The organism is Nostoc sp. (assembly GCF_036919555.1).
In the GTDB taxonomy this organism is placed as follows: domain Bacteria; phylum Cyanobacteriota; class Cyanobacteriia; order Cyanobacteriales; family Nostocaceae; genus Nostoc.
The window spans coordinates 30016-56270 of sequence record NZ_JBALCS010000073.1 but is presented as its reverse complement, the minus strand read 5'-3'; the positions used below and the strand labels follow the sequence as shown (position 1 = coordinate 56270).

14 protein-coding genes and 1 pseudogene are annotated in these 26255 nt (G+C 41.4%); 14 read left to right on the top strand and 1 reads right to left on the bottom strand.

The features are described from left to right. Nucleotides 1-85 precede the first annotated feature (85 nt). From V7K36_RS20030 to V7K36_RS19965, 14 genes and pseudogenes are all read left to right on the top strand, one after another. A complete protein-coding gene (locus tag V7K36_RS20030; protein WP_335118570.1) occupies nt 86-3355 on the top strand; it encodes a non-ribosomal peptide synthetase in 3270 nt (1089 codons plus the stop codon). A gap of 12 nt (nt 3356-3367) precedes the next feature. Further along, entirely contained in the window at nt 3368-8245 is a 4878-nt protein-coding gene (locus tag V7K36_RS20025) for an aminotransferase class III-fold pyridoxal phosphate-dependent enzyme (RefSeq protein WP_442948492.1), read from the top strand. A gap of 472 nt (nt 8246-8717) precedes the next feature. Next, nucleotides 8718-13955 (top strand): beta-ketoacyl synthase N-terminal-like domain-containing protein, encoded by a 5238-nt coding sequence (locus tag V7K36_RS20020; protein WP_335118761.1) that lies wholly within the window; start codon nt 8718-8720, stop codon nt 13953-13955. A gap of 220 nt (nt 13956-14175) precedes the next feature. After that, nucleotides 14176-15048, top strand: a complete 873-nt coding sequence (locus V7K36_RS20015; protein WP_335118566.1) for a TauD/TfdA family dioxygenase — start codon at nt 14176-14178, stop codon at nt 15046-15048. A gap of 82 nt (nt 15049-15130) precedes the next feature. Continuing rightward, entirely contained in the window at nt 15131-16060 is a 930-nt protein-coding gene (locus V7K36_RS20010; RefSeq protein ID WP_335118564.1) for a cupin-like domain-containing protein, read from the top strand. Nucleotides 16061-16090: 30 nt separating this feature from the next. Then, nucleotides 16091-16855 (top strand): class I SAM-dependent DNA methyltransferase, encoded by a 765-nt coding sequence (locus V7K36_RS20005; RefSeq protein WP_335118562.1) that lies wholly within the window; start codon nt 16091-16093, stop codon nt 16853-16855. 113 nt (nt 16856-16968) lie between these two features. Then, nucleotides 16969-18471 (top strand): aspartate aminotransferase family protein, encoded by a 1503-nt coding sequence (locus V7K36_RS20000; RefSeq protein ID WP_335118560.1) that lies wholly within the window; start codon nt 16969-16971, stop codon nt 18469-18471. A gap of 54 nt (nt 18472-18525) precedes the next feature. Then, nucleotides 18526-18753, top strand: a complete 228-nt coding sequence (locus tag V7K36_RS19995) for an MbtH family protein (protein WP_335118558.1) — start codon at nt 18526-18528, stop codon at nt 18751-18753. An 840-nt stretch (nt 18754-19593) separates the two neighbouring features. Next, on the top strand, nt 19594-20373 hold the full coding sequence (locus tag V7K36_RS19990) for a thioesterase II family protein (RefSeq protein WP_335118556.1): 780 nt from the start codon (nt 19594-19596) through the stop codon (nt 20371-20373). Between the two features lie 37 nt (nt 20374-20410). Beyond that, nucleotides 20411-22543 carry an acylase gene (locus tag V7K36_RS19985; RefSeq protein WP_335118554.1) on the top strand — a complete coding sequence of 711 codons (2133 nt, stop codon included), beginning with the start codon at nt 20411-20413 and terminating at the stop codon, nt 22541-22543. A gap of 55 nt (nt 22544-22598) precedes the next feature. Continuing rightward, nucleotides 22599-23435, top strand: a pseudogene (cobW, locus tag V7K36_RS19980) (cobalamin biosynthesis protein CobW); the annotation flags it as partial. Nucleotides 23436-23489: 54 nt separating this feature from the next. Further along, nucleotides 23490-23807, top strand: a complete 318-nt coding sequence (locus V7K36_RS19975) for a hypothetical protein (RefSeq protein ID WP_335118552.1) — start codon at nt 23490-23492, stop codon at nt 23805-23807. A gap of 20 nt (nt 23808-23827) precedes the next feature. Continuing rightward, a complete protein-coding gene (locus V7K36_RS19970) occupies nt 23828-25183 on the top strand; it encodes a pentapeptide repeat-containing protein (RefSeq protein ID WP_335118550.1) in 1356 nt (451 codons plus the stop codon). Nucleotides 25184-25202: 19 nt separating this feature from the next. Then, nucleotides 25203-25550 (top strand): hypothetical protein, encoded by a 348-nt coding sequence (locus V7K36_RS19965; protein WP_335118548.1) that lies wholly within the window; start codon nt 25203-25205, stop codon nt 25548-25550. Nucleotides 25551-25995: 445 nt separating this feature from the next. Here V7K36_RS19965 and V7K36_RS19960 read toward each other — a convergent pair whose 3' ends face one another. Then, nucleotides 25996-26121 (bottom strand): hypothetical protein, encoded by a 126-nt coding sequence (locus tag V7K36_RS19960; protein ID WP_335118546.1) that lies wholly within the window; start codon nt 26119-26121, stop codon nt 25996-25998. Nucleotides 26122-26255: the final 134 nt, after the last annotated feature.

Below are 26255 nucleotides of genomic sequence, written 5' to 3'. Positions count from 1 at the left end.
TCACTAATTCAAATTTTGGCTAATTGAATAATCATCTTAATGCCCACTTTCCAGAAAATCAACTGATAAATATAGAGGTATAAATATGCAAGCAGAAAGTATGGAGGGATTTCGACTTTCGCCTCAGCAAGAGCATCTATGGCTACTACAAAAAATTGATGATAGTGAGGCTTATTGGAGCAATTGTTCTATTTTAATTGAAGGTCATGTTGATATAAATAACCTAGAATTAGCATTACAAAATGTTGTCAATCGCCATGAGATACTCCGCACCTATTTTCCTTGTTTAGCTGGGATGAATCTCCCAGTGCAGGTTATGACCAACGGAAAAGTCATATTAGACAAACAGCACAATCTTAGTAGTTTGAATCCTCAACAACAAGAAGCTAAGATTCAGGCAATCTTTCAGCAATTGAACCAGCTACCTTTTGACTTTGAGCAAAGTTCACTTTTACGTATATTAATATTAAGTCTTTCGTCCGAGAAGCATTTGTTATTTATCGGTTTACCTGCTCTCTGTGTAGATAGTATAAGTCTCAATAATTTTGTGCAAGAACTTGCTATTAGTTATTCAGGAAAATTGCACCATGAATTATCGGAATTACCACTGCAATACGTCGATTTTTCCGAATTACAAAATGAAATACTGGAAGCAGAAGAAACAAAAATAGGAAGAAAATATTGGCGCGATCAAGACTTATCTGCTATTAATACTTTAAAGCTTCCTTATGAAAATACTATTTGTGAAAAACATAAGTTTGAACCAAAATTAGTAAATTCAATAATTGACTCTGAACTAGTAACTAGCATCGAAGTATTAGCACAAAAGTATAATATTTCTGCTTATATCTTTTATTTAACTTGCTGGCTGATTCTGCTCCACCGACTTATCGGACAATCTGAGATTATCGTAGCCAAAGCCGTTGATGGCAGAAAATATAAGGAACTCAAAGGAGCATTGGGGTTGTTTGCCAAATATTTACCACTTCATTGTTATTTAGAAGATAATTTTACACTCAGCCAAATGTTGCAACAAGTTGATGAATCGGTAGAATCTATCTACAAATGGCAGGAGTGTTTTAGTTGGGAACAAATATCAGAGTCGGATACCGAATTAGAGAACCTACCTTTTTTCCCTATTAGCTTTGATTTAGAGTCAGAATATCCAAAGTATTTAGCGGATAATATAGTATTTTCAATTGAGAAGCGTTACACCTGCATTGACCGTTTCAAAATAAAGCTCTCTTGTCAGCAAGAGAATAATTTTTTTAAGACAGAGTTTCATTATGATTCCAACCTATTTTGTGCAGAAGATATTGAAGGTTTAGCAGAGCAATTCCATAAGTTAGTAGAAAGTGCGGTAAATCATCCAGAAGGTGCAATCGGTGAATTAGAAATTTTAAGCGATCGCCACCTCCATCAACTTCTATTTGAGTTCAATCAAACACAAGCTAATTATCCCCAAGACAAGTGTATTCACCACTTATTTGAAGAACAAGCAGAGCGGACACCTAACAATATTGCCGTTACATTTTATGATCAAAAACTTACCTACCATGAATTAAACGCTCGTGCAAATCAAATGGCTCACTACCTCCAAAGGTTAGGAGTTGGAAAAGAGGTATTGGTGGGAATTTGTGTCGAGCGATCGCTCGAAATGATTGTTAGTATTTTGGGGATTCTCAAAGCTGGTGGAGCTTATATTCCACTCGACCCAAATTATCCATCAGAGCGTTTAGCCTTCATATTAGAAGATACCAAAACACCAGTATTATTGACTCAACAACGATTACTGGAAAAATCTCCCCTTCTTAAGGGGGGTTGGGGGGATCATCTTCACAACGCCCAAACAATTTGCTTGGATACAGCTTGGGAAATTATTGCTCAGGAGAGTAAAGAAAATCCCCCGATTAAAACCCATAGTGAAAACTTAGCTTACCTCATTTATACCTCTGGTTCTACAGGTAAACCTAAAGGAGTGCAGATTGCACATCGCCATTTAGTAAACTCTACAACCGCTCGGATTACTTACTATCAAGAACCTGTTAGCAGCTTCTTATTACTTTCTTCCTTTGCGTTCGATAGTTCTGTGGCGGGTCTTTTTTGGACTCTTTGTTCTGGAGGAATTCTTTGTCTTCCCCAAGAAGGTTTGCAACTGGACATCCCAAAACTATTAGAGTTAATTGTCGAAAATAATGTTTCCCATTTATTAAGCCTTCCATCTTTGTATACTATTTTATTGGAGGAGGCAAAACCCGAACAATTAACATCACTTCGTACCGTCATTGTTGCTGGGGAATCTTGTCCAGCAGAGTTAGTAGAACGTCATTACCAATTGCCATCAAAACCATCTTTATTTAATGAGTATGGTCCAACAGAAGGCACAGTTTGGAGCAGTGTATACCATTGTCGCTCTCAACAAACCAAAGGGCAAGTATCGATTGGTCAACCCATTGCTAATACGCAAATTTATCTACTTAACTCTCATTTGCAACCTGTTCCTGTTGGCGTTATCGGTGAAGTTTATATCAGTGGTGATGGTTTAGCTAGAGGCTATCTCAACCAAGCCGCCTTAACTAGCGAAAAGTTTATTCCTAATCCATTTAGCGATCGCCCCGGAATGCGCCTTTACAAAACGGGAGATTTAGCTCGTTATCAGAGCGATCGCAATATTGAATTTCTGGGAAGGCTTGATCAGCAAGTTAAAATCCGGGGTTATCGTGTTGAACTGGGGGAGATTGAGGCGGTACTGGATCAACATCCAGAGGTGCGGGAGGTTGTAGTTATAGCCCAAAAGCAGGAAGTTCAGGATATGCACCTCGTGGCATATCTGGTTCCTAAGCAGCAGCAACTTATTCTGATTAGTGAACTTCGGCGGTATTTGTTGGATCATCTGCCTGAATATATGGTACCGTCAGCCTTTGTTCTGCTCAAGGAAATGCCACTGTTGCCCAATGGCAAGGTAGATCGTCGGGTGCTACCCGATCAGCCACAGATGAATCTGGAAGAAAATCTTGTGGCTCCTGAGACTGAACTTGAGCAAACTATTGCTATAATTTGGCAAGAAGTACTTCACGTCGAGAAAGTAGGCATTCATCACAATTTCTTCGATCTTGGCGGTCATTCGTTGCTGATGGTTCAGGTACACAGCAAACTGCATCAAACTCTTAATAAAGATATATCAATTGTTGAGATGTTTCAATATCCAACTATCAGCGCCTTGGCGAAACATTTAAGTCAACAATTAGTAGAAAAACCTGATTTGCAACCAAGCCATGATTTAGTTAATACTCGTAGAGAATCCAAGAAACAACAAAGACAACTCCGACAAAAACATCAAGAAAAAAGCCATTAGGAGGAGGCTATGATGAATCAACCAAATGCATTTGATAGCCTCGATGAAATAGCGATCGTTGGTATGGCTGGTCGTTTTCCTAGAGCCAAAAATATCGAACAGTTTTGGCAGAATCTTCGAGATGGTGTTGAGTCAATTTCTTTTTTCAGTGATGAAGAATTGTTGTCTTCTGGAATTGACCCAGCGACGCTGAGTCAACCTCAGTATGTAAAAGCAGGATCTGTATTAGAAGATATTGAGTTATTTGACGCTTCCTTCTTTGATTTTTCTGCGAAAGAAGCCCAAATCACTGACCCACAACACCGTTTATTCCTGGAGTGTGCTTGGGAAGCTCTGGAAGGCGCTGGCTATGATTCTGAAATATATACAGGTCGGATTGGTGTTTACGCTGGTGTCAGTTTAAATACGTATTTTTTGACAAAACTTTATACACAACCAAAAGTTATAGAATCGGTGGGCAGTTACCGAATGTCCATTGGCAATAGTCCAGATTTTCTGCCTACATATATCTCATATAAATTAAATTTCAAGGGGCCAAGCATTAACGTCCAAACTGCTTGCTCGACTTCATTAGTTGCAGTTCATTTAGCTTGTCAAAGCTTACTAAATGGCGAAAGTAACATCGCTTTGGCAGGTGGTGTTTCAATCCAAGTGCCACACAAAACTGGTTATCGCTATCAGCAAGGGGGAATTATGTCTCCCGATGGACATTGCCGTGCTTTTGATGCCAAAGCCCAAGGAACTATTAGCGGTAACGGTGTGGGTATTGTAGTTCTCAAGCGGTTAGAAGATGCTTTAGCAGATGGAGATTGTATTCATGCTGTGATTAAAGGTTCAGCTATTAACAATGATGGGTCGTTGAAAGTTGGTTTTACGGCTCCTAGTGTAGATGGGCAAGCAAAAGTAATTGCCGAAGCTCTGGCAATGGCTAGAGTTGAATCTGAGACGATTAGCTATGTAGAGACTCATGGCACCGGTACAGTTTTAGGCGATCCCATTGAAATCGCCGCGCTGACACAAGCTTTTCGTCCCACAGATAAAAAGAACTATTGTGCCATCGCTTCAGTAAAAACCAATATCGGACATCTAGATGCGGCGGCTGGTGTTGCCGGTTTAATCAAGACTGTTCTCGCACTCAAACACCAGCAAATACCACCCAGCTTACACTTTGAGCAACCCAATCCCCAGATTGATTTTGCTAACAGCCCATTTTATGTTAACCACAAGCTTTCAGAATGGAAGTCAAACGGTACTCCTCGCCGTGCGGGGGTTAGTTCCTTTGGGATTGGCGGTACCAATGCTCATGTGATTCTTGAAGAAGCCCCGGTGGGAGAGCAGGGGGCAGGGGGCAGGGGGCAGGGGGCAAGGAGCAGGGAGTGGGGGAGAGGATATCAGCTGTTGGTTATTTCTGCGAAAACGGAATCTGCATTAGAAACAGCTACAGCAAATTTGGCTAATCACCTCAAACAACATCCTGAACTTAACTTAGCCGATATTGCTTATACCTTGAAGTTGGGTCGAAGGGGTTTTAGCGATCGCCGAATATTAGTTTGTCAAAACCTGAACGATGCAGTTACAGTCTTAGAAACGCCTGTTTCGGAGCGGGTTTTCACCAAATTCACCGAACCCTCTGGGCAACAGATTGCATTTATGTTTCCCGGACAGGGTGCCCAGTATGTGGGTATGGGTAGAGAGTTATACGAGACTGAGAGAGTTTTCCGCAAACAGGTTGATTACTGTTGTGAATTTCTCAAATCTTATCTGAAGTTAGACCTGCGGACATTATTGTATCCGCAGACGGAAGCGACAACACAACAACTACAACAAACTCATATTACCCAAAGCGCAGTATTTGTAGTTGAGTACGCCTTGGCTCAATTGTGGATTGCTTGGGGTATACGTCCGAATGCAATGATTGGTCACAGTATTGGAGAATATGTAGCAGCCTGTATTGCTGGTGTGTTCTCCTTAGAAGACGCATTAATACTCGTAGCCAACCGAGGACAACTGATGCAGCAGCTTCCATCGGGAACAATGATGGCTGTTTCACTACCAGAGCCAAAAATCCAACCCATGCTAGGGGAAAAACTCTCTCTAGCTGCAATCAACGCCCCAGATATGTGTGTAGTTTCGGGATTGGAAGAAGCGGTTGATGACTTACAAAAACGATTGACCAAGGAAGGTGTAGACTATCGCCGTCTGCATACTTCCCATGCTTTTCATTCCCAAATGATGGACTCGATTCTGTTGCCATTCCAGGAACAGGTTAGCAGAATTAGCCTTAATTCTCCAAAAATTCCTTTTGTATCTAACGTCACCGGCACTTGGATAACCCCAGCCCAAGCAACAGATCCGAAATACTGGGTAAAACATTTACGCCAAACAGTACGTTTTAGCGAGGGAATTGCCGAATTGCTGCAACAGCCAAAGCGAATTCTTTTAGAGATTGGCCCGGGGCGGACATTAAGTACCTTAGCTAATAAGCAAAAAGCAGCCCAGCAAGTAATTCTTTCTTCACTAAGACATCCACAGAATCAACAATCAGATGTGGCGTTTTTACTAAATACATTGGGTAGACTCTGGCTGGAAGGAATAAATGTAGATTGGTCAGAATTTTATGCTGATGAAGAACGTCATCGTATTCCCTTGCCAACATATCCTTTTGAGCGAAAAAGATACTGGATTGAGCCTATCTTAGCTAATGATGACAATCCATCACCTAAAAAGGAAATTCCTGTTTCTCAACCAGAAGATGTCATTACCAACTCAATCAAAATTCCAGATACGCAAATAGTCAACCAACCTATAGCAAATACAGCCATTGAACAGATAATTTCACAGCATCTTCAGGTTATGTCTAAACTGGTAGACTTATTACCAAAGGGAAGTTTGCCCAGAGAAGTTTTGCCTTCATTGGAAGCTATGCATCCAGATGGGCAAATTGCTCAAAGCTCAACCAATGGCTCTGCGTTTAGTGTAAATCAGTCTACATCTACTAAGGCAAACCCTGAGCAAAAAATCAAAGACCGGAAAATTGCTCCTCAACAAATCGAGAAAGAATCGATGATGTTGAGTCCCCGCCAGCAAAAACATCTGGATGCTTTAATTGCACGTTTTGTCAAGCGTACCCAAGAATCCAAAAGACTCACCCAAGCTTATCGTTCTTGCCATGCCAATAGCAGGGCAGTATCAGGGTTCTTTCCCTTTATTAAGGAGATGATATATCCAATTCATGCAGAGCGTGGAGAGGGTGCTAGACTCTGGGATGTCGATGGCAACGAATATGTAGACATTTCAATGGGGTTTGGTACGCTTTTATTTGGTCATTCGCCATCTTTTGCGATCGCAGCCATTCAAGAGCAAAGCAAGCAAGGTATACTAAACGGCCCACAATCGCGTCTTGCAGGTCAACTAGCTGAGTTAATTTGCGAGTTGACGGGTGCCGAACGGACAGCTTTTTGTAACGATGGCACAGAAGCAGTCATGGGGGCTGTACGCATAGCACGTTCTGTTACAGGACGCTCAAAAATTGCTTTATTTGCTGGTTCTTATCACGGCGGTTCTGACGGAGTTCTAGTTAAAGGAGTAACAACCAACGACGGAACGCTGCGTTCTGTGCCGATGACTTCAGGTATTCCATCATACTTGGCTGAGGATGTGATGGTGCTGGAGTATGGTACTCCCGAATCTCTCAATATTCTTAAAGATCATGCTCATAACTTAGCAGCAATTTTAGTTGAGCCGATACAAAGCAGTCGGCCAGATTTTCAGCCCAAAGAGTTTGTCTTTCAACTCAGACAATTAACTCAAGAAACTGGAACTGTTTTAATTTTCGATGAGGTCGTTACTGGCTTTCGGATGCACCCAGGCGGTATTCAGGCTTTATGGGGTATTCAAGCAGATATCACGACTTATGGTAAAGCTGTTGCTGCTGGTATTCCTATTGGGGTAGTAGCTGGTAAAGCTACTTTCATGGATGCATTAGACGGAGGTATGTGGAACTATGGAGATGAGTCTTATCCCCAGGTGAAAACAACTTTTTTCGCGGGTACTTTTTTCAAGCATCCTCTCGTTATGGCTGTCGCCTGGGCTGCACTCAATCATATAAAAAACAGTGGTTCCAAACTTCAGGAGGAGTTAAATCAACGGACAACACAATTAGCCGAGACTCTTAATAGTTACTTTGAACAAAAGCAAGTACCAATTCGAGTTGTTAATTTTGGCTCACTCTTCCGTTTTAATTGCCAGACTAAACTGAGTAATTTACTTTTCTATCACTTGCTTGCCAAAGGGATTTATGTCTGGGAAGGACGTACCCTTTATCTATCTACTGCTCATACTGATGAAGATATTGAGCAAGTGGTTTTGGCAGTCAAAGAAAGCGTAGTTGAAATGCAAGAAGGAGGATTTTTTACATCTGAACAGATTTCAACAAATGGCGGACAGATGAAGAGCAATCAAACTTTGACTAGCTCATCCTTCAACTTAGTTACTGAATCCCTCCCAGTTACTTCAAACGCAAAGTCTGCTGATGAGTTGTTTGAAACCCTGATTGAGCAAATACCTGATGCTTTGGGGAATACGTATGCCGCTTCCCGTAAAAAGGTTGAGAAAATTATTGCTGACATTTGGCAAGAACTCTTTGGTTTTGACAACGTGAACATCCATGATAATTTCTTTGATTTAGGTGGTGATTCTCTAACAGCCCTTCAAGCTATTTCTTTATTAAACAAAAAATTAGATGTTGACATTCCTATAGAGAGTATTTACGAAGCACCAACCATAAACTCCCTTACTAATATTATCTGCCCTGAGCAGAATGAAATACTTTCTGCTAAACAAAGTATTTCTCGTGGTCAAAGACGAAGGGAAAAATTAAATGAACGATAATACTCAGGACTTACACAAAATCATGAAAAAACGAACCGCAAAGGACGCAAGGGACACAAAGAAATAAGAGTTTCAGAGAGTTTTGGCGTAAGTCATAATACTATATAGCAATCCGATTTGATTTCTTAAATTACTTGCGTAGAGAGGGAACAGGGAAGAATAAATGAAAGTGTATGGAGTTTTGTTCAGAAATCAAATATGAGTCCTATAACACAATACAGTTCACTTAAGCTTCTCTTCTTCCTCTTTCTTTGCGTCCTTTGCGGTTCGTTAAAAAAATTCACTTTGACAAAGAGTAAAGCCTTAACTGAACCGTATTGTACTATAGCAGTCCTAAATCATTTCTTCAAATCTCTATTTCTTATCTCTTTGTGTCTCTGTGGTTCGATTAAAAAACTATTTTTCACAACTCCTACAAGAATTGCTATACATAGCAGCTACAACTAATTATTAATTAACAAAAATATAAATGATGATGAACCAATTAGAAAAAATTAATAACGTAGATGAGGCAGATATAGCTGTTATCGGTCTATCTGGGCGATTTCCTAAAGCAGAAAATATTGAACAGTTTTGGCAAAATCTACGAGACGGAGTAGAATCAGCCTCATTCTTTTCCGCTCAAGAATTAGAGTCTACGGGTATAGACTCTGCAACCCTCAGTAACCCCAACTATGTAAAAGCAGCAGTTCCACTAGAACATATAGATTTGTTTGATGCGTCATTCTTCGGCTATAGCCCTAGAGACGCTGAAATTATAGACCCCCAACACCGCATTTTTTTGGAGTGTGCCTATGGTGCCCTTGAAAATGCCGGCTATAACCCTCAAACTTACTCTGGTTCAATAGGGGTTTATGCTGGTTCAACTATAAGTAACTATTTATTCAATCTTTATTCAAACCCCAATATTAGAGAATTAGCAAGCGATGTGGAAATTAGTCTGGGAAATCATCCCGATTATCTTCCCATGCGTGTCTCTTTCAAATTAAATCTAACTGGGCCAAGTTATGCAATTCAAACTTCCTGTTCTACTTCTTTAGTTGCCGTCCATGTTGCCTGCCAAAGTTTGCTCAATTACGAATGTGATATAGCCTTGGCGGGTGGGATTTCGATATTGGATATGCAACCAAAAGGTGGCTATCTCTATCAAAAAGATGGGGTTTTGTCTCCTGACGGACATTGCCGCGCCTTTGATGCTAAAGCAAAAGGAACTATTTTCGGTAGCGGTGTCGGAATTGTGGTTCTCAAGAGGTTAAAAGATGCTCTTGCTGATGGCGATCGCATTCATGCAATAATTAAAGGCTCTGCCATCAACAATGACGGTTCTTTGAAAGCTGGATTCACAACTCCGAGTGTAGAAGGTCAAACAGAGGTAATTGCAGAAGCCATTGCTGCTGCTGGGGTAGAAGCTGATACTATCACTTACGTAGAAGCACACGGAACAGGAACACCATTAGGCGATCCTATAGAAATTAAAGCTCTGACAAAAGCTTTTCGTATCAGTACACTCAAGCATGGTTTCTGTGCTATTGGTTCAGTGAAAACCAATGTTGGACATCTGGATGCGGCTGCCGGTATCGCAGGCTTAATCAAAACCATCCTGGCCCTCAAACACAAACAAATACCACCTAGCTTACATTGTGAGCAGCCCAATCCCCAGATCGACTTTGCCAACAGTCCCTTCTATGTTAATACCGCACTGACGGAATGGAAATCGGGCAGAATTCCTCGTCGAGCTGGAATTACTTCTCTTGGTTTTGGTGGAACCAACGCCCATGTGATTCTGGAAGAAGCCCCTCCTGTCGAAGCATCTAACGCTGGGCGAACCCATAAGTTATTAATGCTGTCTGCAAAAACCAGTTCTGCTTTAGAAACCGCCACAGTAAATCTGACAAATCATCTTAAACAGCATCCCGATTTGAATCTGGCTGATGTGGCTTACACTCTCCAAGTTGGTCGTCAAACTTTCAACCATCGCCGGATACTGGTGTGTGATGATATTAATGATGCAGTGCATACTCTGGAAGCTCAACGAGTTTTCACCCACTACCAACAACCCTGTAATCGACCCATTGTATTTATGTTTCCTGAACAGGGAGCGCAGTATGTGAATATGGGGCGGGAATTGTACCACAGCGAACCCCAATTTACTGAGGAAGTCGATCGCTGCTGCCTAATTCTAAAACCTCACTTGGGGCTAGATTTACGAGATATTCTCTATCCCAGTGAAGCACAAATTGAAACAGCTACACAACAATTAAAACAAACTTCTATTACCGAAAGTGCGCTATTTGTCATTGAATACGCCTTATCCAAATTGTGGATAGCTTGGGGCGTGCGACCAGAAGCGATGATTGGTCATAGCATTGGGGAATATGTGGCAGCAACTCTTTCTAGGGTTTTCTCCCTCAAAGATGCTTTGGCGCTAGTAGCTGCTAGAGGACAACTGATGCAGCAACTTCCAACAGGTGCGATGCTCTCCGTTGAACTTTCTGAACAAGAGGTGCAACCCCTGCTTGAACCTTATACACAGCAGCTACAAAAAGTCAAGCGAAATCCCCCCCAAATTCCATTTATCTCCAATGTCACTGGCACTTGGATTACCACAGCAGAGGCAACAGACCCTCACTATTGGACAAGGCATCTACGGCAAACTGTGCGTTTTAGCGAGGGGATGACTGAATTACTTAAAGAACCAGAGCGAATCTTACTAGAGGTTGGGCCAGGGCGGACATTGAGTGCCTTCGCCAAACAGCATGATAATTTGGAACCTGTCGTGCTGACTTCAATCCGCCATCCCCAGGAGCAACAGTCAGATGTAGCATTTTTACTCAATACTTTGGGTCGCCTCTGGCTTTTTGGAGTTCAAGTAGATTGGTCTAGCTTTTACGCGAACGAACAGCGTTATCGCATCCCTCTACCAACATATCCATTTGAGCGTCAGCGTTACTGGATTTCGCCACAGCCACGCGATATCCGCGCAAAAGTGTCATTGAGTAAAAAACCGGATATCGCTGACTGGTTTTATCTACCTTTTTGGAAGCAATCTGCACCTCCAGGGCTGCTCGGTAAAGAAGACTTGGCAGAGCAACAGTTCTGTACGCTTGTGTTTACCGATGAGTGCGGCTTGGGTTCTCAAATGGTAAAAAAACTCGAACAGCAGGGACAAGATGCGATCGCAATCCAGATCGGGTCAGAATTCTCCAAACTAAGTGGTCGCCTATATACTCTCAATCCTCGACAAAGTAATGATTACGACGCCTTGCTCAATGAACTTCTAGCACAAAACAAGATCCCGAAAACAATTATTCATTTATGGAGTGTCACACCAGACTACCGCGCAGAATCAGAACTTGAGTGGTTTGACAGCGCTCAATATTTGGGATTCTACAGCCTGCTGTTTCTCACCCAGGCACTTGGAAAACAGAATTGGACTGATAAGTTTCAAATCACAGTTGTCTCCAACAACATACAGTCAGTAACAGCAGAAGAAATGTTGTGCCCAGAGAAAGCGACTGTACTTGGGCCTGTTAAAGTGATTCCTCAAGAATACTCAAACATCAGCTGTCGTAGCATTGATGTTGCTCTTGCAAAACCAGGAAGTTGGCAAGAGGAGAAACTTGTAGATTATTTGCTGGACGAGTTACAAACTAAATCCCCGGAGTTGGTTATAGCCTACCGTGGTCTGAATCGTTGGGTGCAAACTTTTGAGCCAGTGCGATTGTCAGCAGCTAAGGGAAAAACATCAAGATTACGCAACGGCGGAGTCTACTTAATTACTGAGGGTCTGGGAAATATTGGAGTGATACTGGCGGAGTCTCTAGCCCAGACAGTGCAGGTAAAACTGGTGTTGATTGGACAGAAGAATCTTCCAGAAAAAGGTGAATGGTTCGCGTGGTTGGAAACTCATGATGATCAGGATGAGGTGAGCTGCAAAATCAGGAAAGTGCAGGCTTTAGAGGAGTTAGGATCTGAGGTTTTAGTTTTGAGCGCAGATGTAACCAACCTTGAACAGATGGAAAGAGCGATCGCCTTTCTTACTGAGCACTTTGGCGACATAAATGGTGTTATTTACGTACCAGAAATTGTGGACGAAAACTCACAAAAATCTGTTCAAGAAATTTCTCAAACTGATTGCCAGTATCAATTTAAATCAAGAGCTAATGGACTATTCGTACTAGAAAAAGTTTTGCAGGGGAGAGAGCTTGATTTTTATCTGTTGATATCTTCTTTATCATCCATTTTGGGAGGATTAAGATCCGTCGCTTATTCAGCAGCGAATATCTTTATGGATATTTTTGCTCAAAAACAAAATCAAACAAACCCCGTCCCCTGGATTAGTGTTAATTGCGGTCCCTGGCAACTTGGAGAAGAAAAAAATACAACTAGTAGAACAACATTATCTGAATTATTTATCACACCACAAGAAGGCATAAAAGCTTTTCAACGTATTTTAAAAAGTGGTAAAATCACTCAAGTTGTTCTCTCCACAGGAGATTTACAAGCTAGGTTCGATCAATGGCTGAAGCTAGAATCTTTAGGCGATGTTGAGCAGACCTCTTTTGCTGGGGACGGAAAAGAGAAATTAGCTTCAACAAGTCTTGCTAGGATACTTCATCCCCGCCCCAATCTAGGAAATGATTATGTCGCTCCTCGCACTTATATTGAACAAACCCTTGCTCATATCTGGCAAGAAATTCTTTGTATTGAGAGCTTAGGCATAAACGACGACTTTTTTGAGCTTGGGGGACACTCGCTTTTAGCTGTACACTTAATAGCAAAAATTAATAAACAGTTTGGTAAAAATATTCAATTATCTGCCATTTTGCAAAGTCCAACTATCAAACAGTTAGCAATTCTGCACGAGCAGGCTAATTACCAAACCTCGTCCCCCTTAGTTGCAATTCAATCTCAGGGTTCCAAGCCACCTCTGTTTTTTGTGCATCCAGTAGGTGGGAATATTCTCTGCTACTACGAATTGTCACTTCATTTGAGTTCAGATCAACCATTCTACGGGCTACAAGCACTAGGTTTGAATGGGGAATCGCAACCCTATACCCGGATAGAAGATATGGCAGCTAAGTATATTGGAGCACTACGCGAGATTCAGCCGAATGGCCCATATTTTCTGGGAGGTTGGTCTATGGGCGGTATTGTCGCTTTTGAAATGGCAACTCAGTTACTAAGACATGGCGATCAAGTTGATATGCTTGCTATGCTAGACAGCCCAGCACCAGTTAACAGTGAGCAAATTGCAAAAATTGATGACTACAACGATGTCAAAATATTAGTTGATTTTGCCATAGATATGGCACAGTCTGCTGGCAAAAACCTATCGGGTTCGGTTGAGCAACTTCAGGGACTGACGCTGGACGAGCAATTAAACTATTTTTTAGAGCAAGCAAGGATAGTTAACCTCGTGCCTTGGGATTTTGAACTAGAACAGCTTCGTTGTCTTCTGAAGGTTTTTAAGAATAACGTACTCGCTCTACAAAGCTATACACCACAAGTTTATCCAAACCAAATTATATACTTTCATGCAAGCGATGAAGTATCTAATGAATTTTCTAATCCAACTTTTATTTGGGGTAGACTTTCAGGCAAGCCAATAGAGATTATTACTATCCCTAGCAATCATTACACAATAATTACCAAGCCTCATATCCAGACTGTTTTAGATCATTTGAATGTTTTTATGAGTCAGATTTAAAACAAACAGAATGAATTGTTAACAAAAAAATGCTAGTTGACTCGGAAAGAATAAATGTTGAATTATTTAATAAAATGGTTTTTAAGCATCATAATTTACTGTTGACTATTTCTTAAAAAATTTGATTGTTACAATATGTTAAATGTATTTTTGTCTGGAAGCGATATCTATATTAGCAAATTTAACATAAATCCCCTAAAAAATCGGAGAAATGAATGATATGATCAGTAAAATAGAGCCACTAGGCACTAGCACAGGAAAGATAGTATATAGTAGTCATTGTCAAAATATTCTTGACCTCTCCCTAGCAGAGACTATGGAGATATTTAAGTCATCTGGAGTTATTCTATTTCGAGGTTTTGGGGTAACTCCTAAGCAGATGAAAGATTTTTCAGAACAATTTAGTGGCAGACACATCATAGACTTTACAAAAGTCAGCATTGATTCTGACAAGTTCGTTAATTTTGTAGATGGGGGGATGGATGGTCTTATTCCTCATTGTGAAAACTCTTGTTTTCCCTTTCGACCTGATATTATTTGGTTTTGCTGTACTGTACCAGCCGAACAAGAAGGCGAAACTTTATTCTGGGATGGTGTCCGAGTGTGGGAGGAACTGAGTCAAGAGTCAAAACAGTTATTTCTTTCCAAGCAACTAAAGTTTTCTTATAATAATGTTCCGCTTGATAGATTGAAGGTATTTATAGGTTCAAATGCTAATACAATAGATGATATCAAGCGAATATTGGACAGTCTTGATGGTGTGAGTTATCAGTTTAACGATGATAATACTGTTTCTGTAGAATATACTTGCTCATCTGTGGTAAAAAACAAATATAATCATCAAAATGCATTTGCCAATCACTTTTGGGTATATCAGAAAAAGACAGAAGAGGCAATTTTTGATGACGGGTCAAGGGCTTCTGATGAAGTCGCTAACGAAATAGAGACAATCTTCGACAAGTTAACAGAAAAGATCCCGTGGGAAGCAGGTGATCTGGTGATGATGGATAATTCAAGATTTTTACACGGTCGTGGAGCATTTAACGATAACCGACGGCAAGTTTTTACTACCCTAAGTAACCTTAAGTTTTGATAAGCTGTTTCACATTTAACTTGCATATTTACGCGAGTAGACAGTCATTTTTAATTAATTATTAAGCAAGGAAAAACCTTTTATGTCTTCGTCTTCAGCAACTAGCTATTCTCAAAGTAGCTATTCCACATCTCATCGGTACAATAACAAATCTAAGTTGATATGGACGCCAGTTAATTCTGTTGAACGTCGTAGTAACCTCTCCTATGAAGAGTTTGTTGGAGAGTACGCATCTATGGGAAAGCCTGTGATCATCACTGATGCGATGAAAAACTGGAAAGCCTTAACGAAGTGGAATATGGATTTCTTCAAGTCAGAGTACGGCTCATTCGATGCTTTTGTATTAGATTATAAGGCTGAAACTAAGATGTGGGGTCGAACTTATATGTCAATGAATATTGCTGATTATATAGATGTGATAACTAGTGCTACTTGTGATAAATTGCTCTACCTATCGGAATTCCATGTTGGCGATCACCCCGAACTTTGGGAAGATTGCAAAGATCCAATATATTTCAATGATTGGTATAGGAAAATACCATTAGAAATTTTTAAAAAATATATCAACGATACCTATGACATCCAGATAGGTCAGAAAAATACATCGGTAGGTCTTCACTGCGATCATCGTCATGATAATGCATGGGTTGCAGTGATTTCTGGGCAGAAGCAAGTTGTATTGTTATCACCAGATCAAGAAAAATATTTGTACGAAGGTCAAGTTGATTGCTTTAACCCAGACTTACAAAAGTTTCCACTGTACGCCAATGCCAAACCAGTGGAATGCATACTAAATAAGGGAGAAATGCTCTACATACCGCCAGATTGGTGGCATCATCTAAAAAACCTCGAAAACACAATTGGCTTGGCTATCAACACGATGAATGAATGGAGTTATGAATTAATTCGTCAAGGTTTTTTAGAGCGGAATCCAATAAAAGGTCATCTTTTTCCGCTAATTGTGAAATTTCCGTTTTTAGGCAAAGCTTTATTGGCTGTTGGTTTGGTCTAACACTAAACGTCAAGCAAGGATAAATCTTTTATGTCTTCGTCTTCAGCAACTAGTTATAACAAATTTGATGAACCATTTGCCCGAATATATAACGAGACCTTGGGTCCAAGTTATAACAAAATAGCCTTGCCAACTTTAGAAAAATTACTATTACCTTATATTCCTGAAAAAGCGAATATCCTTGACCTCTGTTGTGGTACAGGGGAACTGTCACAATGGCTGCTAAATAAAGGTTATCAGGTAACTGGAATTGATCGCTCCCAGAGAATGTTGGAGTATGCTTGTCAGAATGCACCTAATTGCAAATTGATTCTTAGCGATGTGCGCTTCTTTGAATTACTGCCTACTTTCCATGCAGTTTCTTCAATGGGTCTGGGTTTCAATCACATTCTGAGTTTGTCAGAATTAACAGCTACTTTCAACAATGTATACAACGCACTTCATAGCAACGGTATATTTGTATTCGACTTACGTCTAGAAGATGCATATAGTTCCACTTTGAACAATCGTGTATTAGGCGATGTTAAGGATGACTATGCTTGGGCTATGAAAAACATTTATCATCCAGAAAGCAAAGAATGTCGAGTTTTTGTAACGACATTTCAATTAAGAGACATAGATTGCTGGAAACGCCTAGACACTAGTTTTTCACTGATGAGTTATTCAAAGGATGAAGTTCAGTCATCTCTAGAAAATGTTGGCTTTACAGAAGTTATTATCTATGATCTAAAACTTGATTTAGGATTAATTACTGAGGGTGATATGGTCTGCTTTGTTTGTCGGAAGCCAAGTTAAATATTTAGCAGAAAATTGACTTAATTCATGAATAATTACTGTCTATTTTGACAGAGTAATATGTTTAACTTTGGGAATATCTATTCTTTATATGCAGGTCAATCAATAGAAATATGAAAACAAAACAATCTGAATTACAAGAGATAAAACCGCAGACGGATTCGATACAATCTTCCGACAAGATATCAACAGAAGGTCTGAATGACCGTCAACAAAAACATTTAGAAACTTTAATTGCACGCTACACCGAGCGCACAAAAACATCAAAACAACAGATGCAAGCCTATCGTTCGGTTTTGGCTGATCCAAGAGGTTTAGAAGGATTTTACCCTCTCGTAAAAGAGATGGTTTATCCCGTTATTGGTAAGCACGCTTCGGGTTCTAGAGTTTGGGATATTGATGGCAATGAATATATAGATATAGTAATGGGGTTTGGGGTGAATCTCTTTGGTCACAACCCCGCCTTTATTAAGGAAGCTCTGGAACAGCGACTTGAACAAGGTATACACTTCGGACCACAATCAGATCTTGCTGGTGAGGTTGCTGAATTAGTCAGTGAACTAACGGGGATGGAGCGAGTGACCTTTAGTAATACAGGCACAGAAGCTGTAATGACAGCAATACGCTTGGCACGAGCAGCAACAGGTCGCTATAAGATTGTTCGGTTTTCAGACTCTTATCATGGGCATTCTGATGGCACTTTAATTAAAGCAGAGAAAGCAGAAGGCTCAGGTTCAGTACCAAGTTATCCAGGAGTACCGCCAAATGTTGCTCTTGATGTTTTAGTTCTGGACTATGTGAATCCTCAGTCGCTTGAAATCATTAAAGCGCATGAGCACGAATTAGCAGCTGTGATCGTTGAACCAGTACAGAGTAGCCGCCCAGACTTACAACCTCAAGAGTTTCTCCAGCAATTGAGGCAATTAACAAAAAAATCAGGGATAGTTTTAATATTTGATGAAATAATTACTGGCTTCCGGGTTCATCTAGGTGGTGCCCAGGCTTGGTTTGGTGTTGAAGCCGATATAGCTACCTATGGAAAAATTGTCGGGGGCGGCATGCCAATTGGTATCATTGCTGGTAAGGCTACCTACATGGATAGAATCGACGGTGGTATGTGGAACTATGGGGATCTATCTTATCCTCAGCCAGAGGGAGAAATGACATTTTTTTCTGGTACCTTCTGTAAGCATCCGTTAGCTATGGCTGCTGCACGAGCTGTACTAAAGCGTCTTAAGAGTGAAGGAACTGCCCTTCAGGAACAGTTGAATCAACGCACATCGCAGTTCGTTAAAACACTGAATACTTACTTTGAAGCTGATGAAGTACCCATCAGACTTGCGAATTTTGGTTCAATATTTAACTCTGTTCGTTTTGGAAATTCAGCTTCATCGGTTAGTTCGGATGCTTTAGAGAAGATGCAACTGATAAATCTATTACTATATCATCACCTTCTCGATAAAGGAGTTTACCTGCGATCGTCATTACATGCACTATCCACAGCCCATACAGATGAAGACCTTGATTTCATTATTCAGGCTATTAAGGATAGTGTAAGGGAACTGCGAGACGGAGGTTTTTTGCCTAGTCCCTCTGAAAAATTCGCTAAAACATAAAAGCTATTCGGTATAAACTTTACATCGTGCAAGACAAATCGCAGGAGATAAATTATGTATCAAGATGACAAAGAAGACACGACAATTTACAAAGTGGTAGTCAATCATGAGGAACAATATTCCATTTGGCCTATTGAGCGAGAAAACCCTCTTGGTTGGCGAGATGCAGGTCATAGTGGTTTAAAGGCGGCATGTCTTGAGTACATCAAGGAAGTATGGACGGATATGAGACCACTCAGTTTAAGGAAGAAGATGGAAGAAGCGGCTCATAGCCAGACATAACGCTACCGATTAGGAAGAGCTAGGGCGTGTTTTCAAACTATTTTTTAGCCTTCTAACTTTTGAGATCCCCCTAAATCCACGCCACTTGATGCTAGTCCGATCAAGTCGGGAAACCCGCCCACGCGGCTGGCTCCTCTACTTGGGGAGACCCCAGACGCTCGCGGACTCGCTATCGCTTTTAGCGTCTCCCCTTCTCCCAAACCTATCCATTACCCGGATCTTTCTTAACATTTGTGAGAGCGATCGCTCACGTTTTTTCTAAGCCTGATTCGTTCGTTGTTCATTCTCAATAAAAACCTAATTTTAGCGAGAAGACAAAAAGCTAATTTGTCAAGTATGCCTGACACCTCAGTGTTCAAGATACTTGTAAAACAAGCGTTTTAAGATTGTAAAGAAAGATGTGACTAATGGATAACTCCCAAAGGGAGATGCTAGCGCCAAGGGAGAAGACCGCAGTGGTTCTCCGATAAATTGGAGGACTTTAAGAGACTCTTCGCCCCCTTTTTTAAGGGCAGGGCTGATTCATTCCATTTCAAACAGGATTTGTTAAGATGGTTAGCAAGAAAATTGTAAGTAAGCGTGACGAAGAGATGAACATTTAAGCACTGAAATATCAGTAAAATAGTTGGTTTCATCGGCATGTCGGTAACAAAATAACTAATTTTTAATCGCTATAACCCTTGATTTTTAAAGCTCTTTGGGAAATGAATCAGCCCTGCTTTTTTAAGGGGGGTTGGGGGGATCTAAGACTTTGAAAACACGCCCTAGCCCTTTTATATAAGAAGTTTTAACTGCAAGGAAGAATGCCTACCAAAGACGCTCTGTAGGGCTGTTTTATTCATGACAAGTACACCAACATTTAACTTCTGCGTTACCTGTCCCAAGCCAAATACTCAAGCTTCGCTGCGTTTATTCTGCTTCCCTTATGCAGGTGGTAGTTCTCTGGTTTTTCGCAGATGGTTAGACAGTCTACCCACAACTGTCGAAGTTTGTCCCATAGAACTACCTGGACGAGGTATGCAAATGAGGACAACCCTATTCTCGCAGTTAGAACCTCTGATCGGTGCGATCGCTCCAGTCCTGCTTCCATATTTAGATAAACCGTTCGCCTTCTTTGGCCATAGTATGGGAGCGCTCGTTAGCTTTGAACTAGCCCGTTTACTTCGCAAACACTACAGTTTGTCACCTGTACACTTGTTTGTTTCGGGTCGCCACGCTCCGCAAATTCCCGTTTTAGATCCACCCATCCATGCTCTAAGCGAACCTGCTTTCAAAGAAGAACTACGCCGTTTCAACGGGACTCCTGAGGCAGTGCTGGAAAATGCCGAACTGATGCAACTTCTGATTCCGATTCTGCGAGCCGACTTTACAGTTCTGGAAACTTATGTATACACTACCGAATCACCACTTAACTGCCCCATCACTGCTTTTGGTGGTTTACAAGATCACAAGGTTAGTTACGATGAACTCCAAGCTTGGCGGGAACAGACAAATGCTGCATTTTTACTACAAATGTTTCCTGGGAACCATTTTTTCCTGCACTCACCCCAATCACTCCTGCTAGAGTCTTTGTCTCAAAAATTGTGGCAAATTACCAGTGAGATACAGTTGCTCCCTTAATCCTTTGCCTCACTTCTGAAATCTAAACCAGGTTATTATGAGCTATTTACATAAAGGTTTCAAAAAAAAATTATTTCGACTTTTAGCTTTTATACTTGGTATTTTATTTACTCTCGTTGTTGGAAGCTACACTCCTGCACAGGTCACAAAATCCACTGAAATACTCTGGGATACCTATGGCATACCTCACATATATGGTAAGGATGTCCCAAGTGCATTTCAAGCCTTTGGTTGGGCGCAGATGCAAAGTCATGGTAACTTGCTTTTGCGTCTTTATGGTCAAGCACGAGGACGAGCTGCCGAATATTGGGGAGAGAAATATTTAGAATCAGACCGTTGGGTACAGACTATGGGAGTTCCAGAACGCGCTCGTTCTTGGTACACTTCCCAAAGTCCAGCTTTTCGTAGCTACCTGAATGCCTTTGCTGCTGGAATTAATGCTTATGCTCGGGAGCATGGCGAACTGATTGATGATGAAGTAGAGTTAGTGTTGCCAGTCAAAGCAGAAGATGTTTTGGCTCACTTACACCGAGTTCTGCATTTTACTTTTATTGTTAACCCAGAAGATGTTGCAGCAGATGTTGCGGGCGATACTCAGCATAAGCCAAAAGCCGGGTCTAATGGTTGGGCGATCGCTCCATCACATTCTGCGAGTGGTAAAGCGATGCTACTTGCAAATCCACACTTGCCTTGGGCGGATTTATTCTTATGGTACGAAGCCCAGGTGACTGCTCCAGGTATTGATGCTTACGGAGCAACACTTGTGGGACTTCCGGTGTTGGCGATCGCATTTAACGATAATTTGGGCTGGACTCACACCGTCAACACTTTCGATGGCTGGGATGCTTACAAACTAAAATTAGTTGACAATGGTTATCGCTTCGACGGCAAAGTTCGTCCCTTTCAGATCACAACCCTTTCCTTGAAGGTAAAACAAAAAGACGGTACAATACGCAACCAATCTCTAGTTGTAAAACATTCTATCCACGGTCCAGTGCTGACACAGAAAGACGGTAAAGCTATAGCACTACGGGTTGTCGGTCTCGATCGACCAAAGGTGCTTGAACAGTGGTGGGATATGGCACGCTCCCAAAACCTGAAACAATTTCAAACCGTACTCCAACGCTTGCAACTGCCAATGTTCACCGTCATGTATGCAGATAGAAATGGGAATATCATGCACCTGTTCAACGGTAATGTTCCAGTGCGTTCTCAAGGTAATTTTGAATACTGGGAAGGAATTATTCCTGGTGATACTTCCAAAACATTATGGACGAAAATCCATCCTTATAAAGATTTACCACGCATTATTAACCCGAAAAGCGGATGGTTGCAAAATACCAACGACCCGCCTTGGACAACCACATTTCCTGCTGCTATTAAAGCAGATAATTACCCTTCATACATGGCACCTCGTTCCCTCTATTTTCCGATGAATTTTCGGACAGAGCGTTCTCTAAAAATGCTCTTTGAGGATAAAAAAATCTCCTTTGATGAAATGGTGCAATACAAACATTCCACCCGGATGGAACTAGCGGATCGCATCTTGAATGACTTAATCCCGGCAGCACGCAAACAGGGAAGTTCCTTAGGGCGGCTAGCTGCTGATACCCTAGAAGCCTGGGATCGGCAAGCCAATGCAGATAGCAAGGGTGCGGTACTCTTTGCTGCTTGGACAGAACAGATGAACTGGGATAAAGGGTTTAGCAAACCTTGGAGTGAAAAATCCCCGATGACCACGCCAGACGGTTTAGTCGATCCATCTAGTGCAGTCGCAACACTAGAAGCTGCTGCTACCAAAGTTGAAAAAGCATACGGGGCAATAAATGTGGCATGGGGAGATGTTTTTCGGGTGGTGGTAAACAATAAGGATTTGCCTGCTAATGGTGGCGATGGAGAACTCGGTATTTTCCGCGTTCTCCATTTTGCTCCAGGATCACAAAGTCGCTTCCAAGCAGTTGCTGGTGATTCCTTCGTCGCGGCCATTGAGTTTTCTCAACCATTAAAGGCAATGGCACTCATTAGCTACGGTAATGCTACTCAACCGGGTTCGCCCCATATTAGCGATCAGTTACAGATGTTCACTCTCAAACAGTTGCGTCCAGTTTGGCGTCAGCGCTCAGATATTTTAGCTCATTTAGAAGAGCGTAAGGTGTTCTATTTCCCCTGATTCCTAATCTAGTCAGTAATCAGGGGAAATAGAAACAAGCACAATTGATTAAATAATGGCAACAAAAATTCCTGTCACAGTGATCACAGGCTTCTTAGGTAGTGGAAAAACCAGCCTAATTCGCCACCTGCTACAAAACAACCAAGGACGGCGGATTGCCGTTATAGTCAATGAATTTGGCGAACTGGGAATTAATGGCGAATTGTTAAAATCCTGTCAAATTTGTCCCGAAGATGGCGATGGCGACACTAATATCTTTGAATTAACCAACGGCTGCTTATGTTGCACCGTGCAGGAAGAGTTTTACCCAACGATGCAAGAGTTAATCAAGCGGCGAGATAGCATCGACTGCATTTTGATTGAAACCTCTGGTTTAGCCTTACCAAAACCATTGGTGAAGGCTTTTCGCTGGCAAGAAATCCGCAACGCCGCCACTGTGGATGCTGTGATTACCGTGGTAGATTGTGCGGCGGTAGCAGCAAGGACATTTGCTAGCGATCCAGAGGCGATCGCAGCCCAACGGCAAGCAGATGATAATCTAGAACATGAAACACCCTTGCAAGAACTGTTTAAAGACCAACTTGCTTGTGCAGACTTGGTGGTGTTGAATAAAATTGACTTGGTAGATGCCGAGACAAAAGCCAGAGTTGAGGAATTGATTAAGCAAGAGTTGCCCAGAGTGGTGAAGATTATCGAGAGCGATTTTTCTCAACTTGATGCATCTATATTATTAGAATTCCAAGCCGCAGTCGAAGACAATTTAGATTCTCGTCCCAGTCATCACGATACCGAAGAAGACCACAACCACGACGAAGAAATTACCTCAGCTAATTTAATTTTGGATCGTACCTTTGACCCAGAAAAGCTGCAACAGCAGTTAGAAATATTGGTATAACAACAAGAAATATACCGAATCAAGTTCTTGCTTCATGCCAAAACCGCAGCTATGGCTGATAAGTCGGAACTGAGCGCAGAAGATTTTACCACGTATAATCAGATAAAAGGTTTGCCGGAGCGGCAGATTAAATTACTGCTAGCAGAAAAAGATAATCAAATCCGCAGATTAGAAAATATGGTGATGACGGCGTTAGAGCATTTTAGCTTTTATTCAAATGTTGAACAGGTAGGTACTATGACTAACAATCCTGGTAGCTTTTCAGTTGGTGGTTCAGTTGGCGGCAACGTCAACAACGTCCAAGGCGATAATACTTGTGGCAACTTTAGAAGGTTGGCAGGAGGCAGAGTAGTTTACTTGCATAGATAAAGCAGAGGGGTTAACTAAAAATGGCGAATGAAGAACATCTGGCAATACTTAACCAAGGGGTAGAGGTTTGGAATGATTGGAGAAAGGAAAACCCATATATAATACCTGATTTAAGCGGAAATGTTATACATCATTGGTATTCTCAAGAAGCTAAATTTAAAGGGATTCTAGTTAGCTCAGGTATCCATGTTTCAGATAATCAATCTAAATACTTTCCTAAAAATTTAAATGGTATTAATTTAAATAAAGCTGATTTAAGTAGGAGTAATATTAGTAATATCGAGCTAAAGCAGGCTAATTTGAATGGAGCTAATTTGAGTGGAGCTAACCTTAATGAAACAGATTTCACGGATGCTGATTTAACTAATGCTGACGTAATAGGTGCTTTAATCGATGGAGCCATCCTGATTAGGGCTAATCTAACTAATGCTGATTTAAGCGGTGCTCATATCGGTTATAGTGATTTTACTGGAGCTATGTTAAATGGTACTAAATTTGCTAGAGTTAAGTTTAATGTAGATGCGATTCATCTCCCAAGAACAGACTATTCTTCTTTACAAAAATTTGTATTTAAATTCAACCTAAGTAAGGCAAATCTTAGTGAAGCGAATCTAATGGGCTATGACCTTAGTGAGGCTAATCTACTGAAAACGAATTTAAAAGGAGCTAACCTTAGTAATGCAAACCTTAGCCATGCTAATTTAAGTAAAGCTGACTTAAGTGAAGCAAACCTTACTAGAGTTCAAGCTTTATCGACAGATTTTACTTCGGCAAATTTTACTGGTAGTTGTTTAGAAGATTGGAATATTAATAGTGCTACAAGGTTGGATGATGTAATCTGTGACTATATCTACCTCCGCCAAAATCAACAAGAACGTCGTCCCAGCAGTGGTAACTATGCACCAAGAGAATTCACCCAGCTATTCCAGAAATCGCTAGAAACAGTTGATTTAATCTTCCGCAACGGTATCGACTGGGATGCTTTCGCCTACTCCTTCAAAAAATTAGAAGTTGAAAACCAAGGTGCTCAACTAGATGTTCAAAGCATCGAGAAGAAAGGCGATGGTGTTCTTTTAGTCAGAGTAGCTGTTGCCCCTGATGCGGACAAAGCGAAAATCCACAACGACTTCATGCAGGGCTATGAATTTGCGAATAAAGCATTAGAACCACAGTACCAAGCAAGACTTGAAGATAAAGATACAGTAATCAATCAGTTATTTTTTACAATCAACCAGCAAAATAAGTTATTAGCAGAAACTTCAGGACAACTCTCGATTTATTACCAACCTAACTCGCAGTTTGCAGGTGGAATAGCAGATGCCAACAATGTTGACGTACAGCAATTAGGTGGTAACATTCAGAACAGAGACGCTTAAGAACGCTCAAATCAAACCCATGCCCGACTCAGAAGACCCGAAGCAAGTCTCCAGTAATGACTTACGCAATTCCCAGTTTGGCGGTGGGTTGATTAATGCTGAGTCTGTAAATGCTGGGCTAATTGGCGGTGACATCTACAATATTCACCTTGGGCAGCAGACAGCGGCATCAGGTAGTCCGACCCCATCACAAAATCAAAGAGAGCGATCGCAGCAAGAACAAGACTCACTCGAAAAAGCCTACGCACTCCAAAGCCAGAGGATTGAAAGGATACGAAATGCATGGATTATTGAAACAGATCCATCACGCAAGTTTCAATATGATACACCAGCTTCAGGAAGAAGAAGGCACCCTGAAGGAGCTTAGTGACAAGTTAGATGCAATTGAAGGACAGTTGCAAAGATTTTTTCGCCTTGACTGCTTTGCTCACTGATGGTAAAAAGCTGCTCCCCCAGTGGTTTCGCTGTTCTGGTTTCGCCTGTAGAAGCCGAAAGGTGTCGAAGTGCGGGCTACACCAACGCATTTGTTATTTCGGCGAACTCATTTGTTATTTCGGCGAGCGCATTTATTATTTCGGCGAGCGCATTGGTTATTTCGGCGAGCGCATTGGTTATTTTGGCGTCTCTATAACGCACCCTACGAAATAACTAGAAGAGTTAAAACTTATGCTGGTCATACTTGTGTGTACACCGTAGCCTAAAAGGAGAGAGGCTTTGAATTTCTTACTCCCCTTCCCTTGTAGGGAAGGGGCTGGGGGTTAGGTCTGTATTCGACTCAATTGAGAAGCGCTATAGGCTATTGTACAGACCCACTACCCCTGCAATGCGATCGCTGCTGAACTTGAGGATTTTTCAATTTGAGCGACAGGCGCGGCGGAACAAGTGCCTTCAAAACATTCTTTCACCTCCTCGCCAGAGACTTGGTTTTCTGCTGACAAGGAACCAGAATAACCCTGTTCTACTTGCTCCCGTGTTTTTTAAGCGTAGACGTGAAACGGCTTGTCGCTAGACATCGCTGAACTTGAAGAAAATTCATTTTGAGTAAAGGGTGGCGCGTAAAATATGCCTTCTC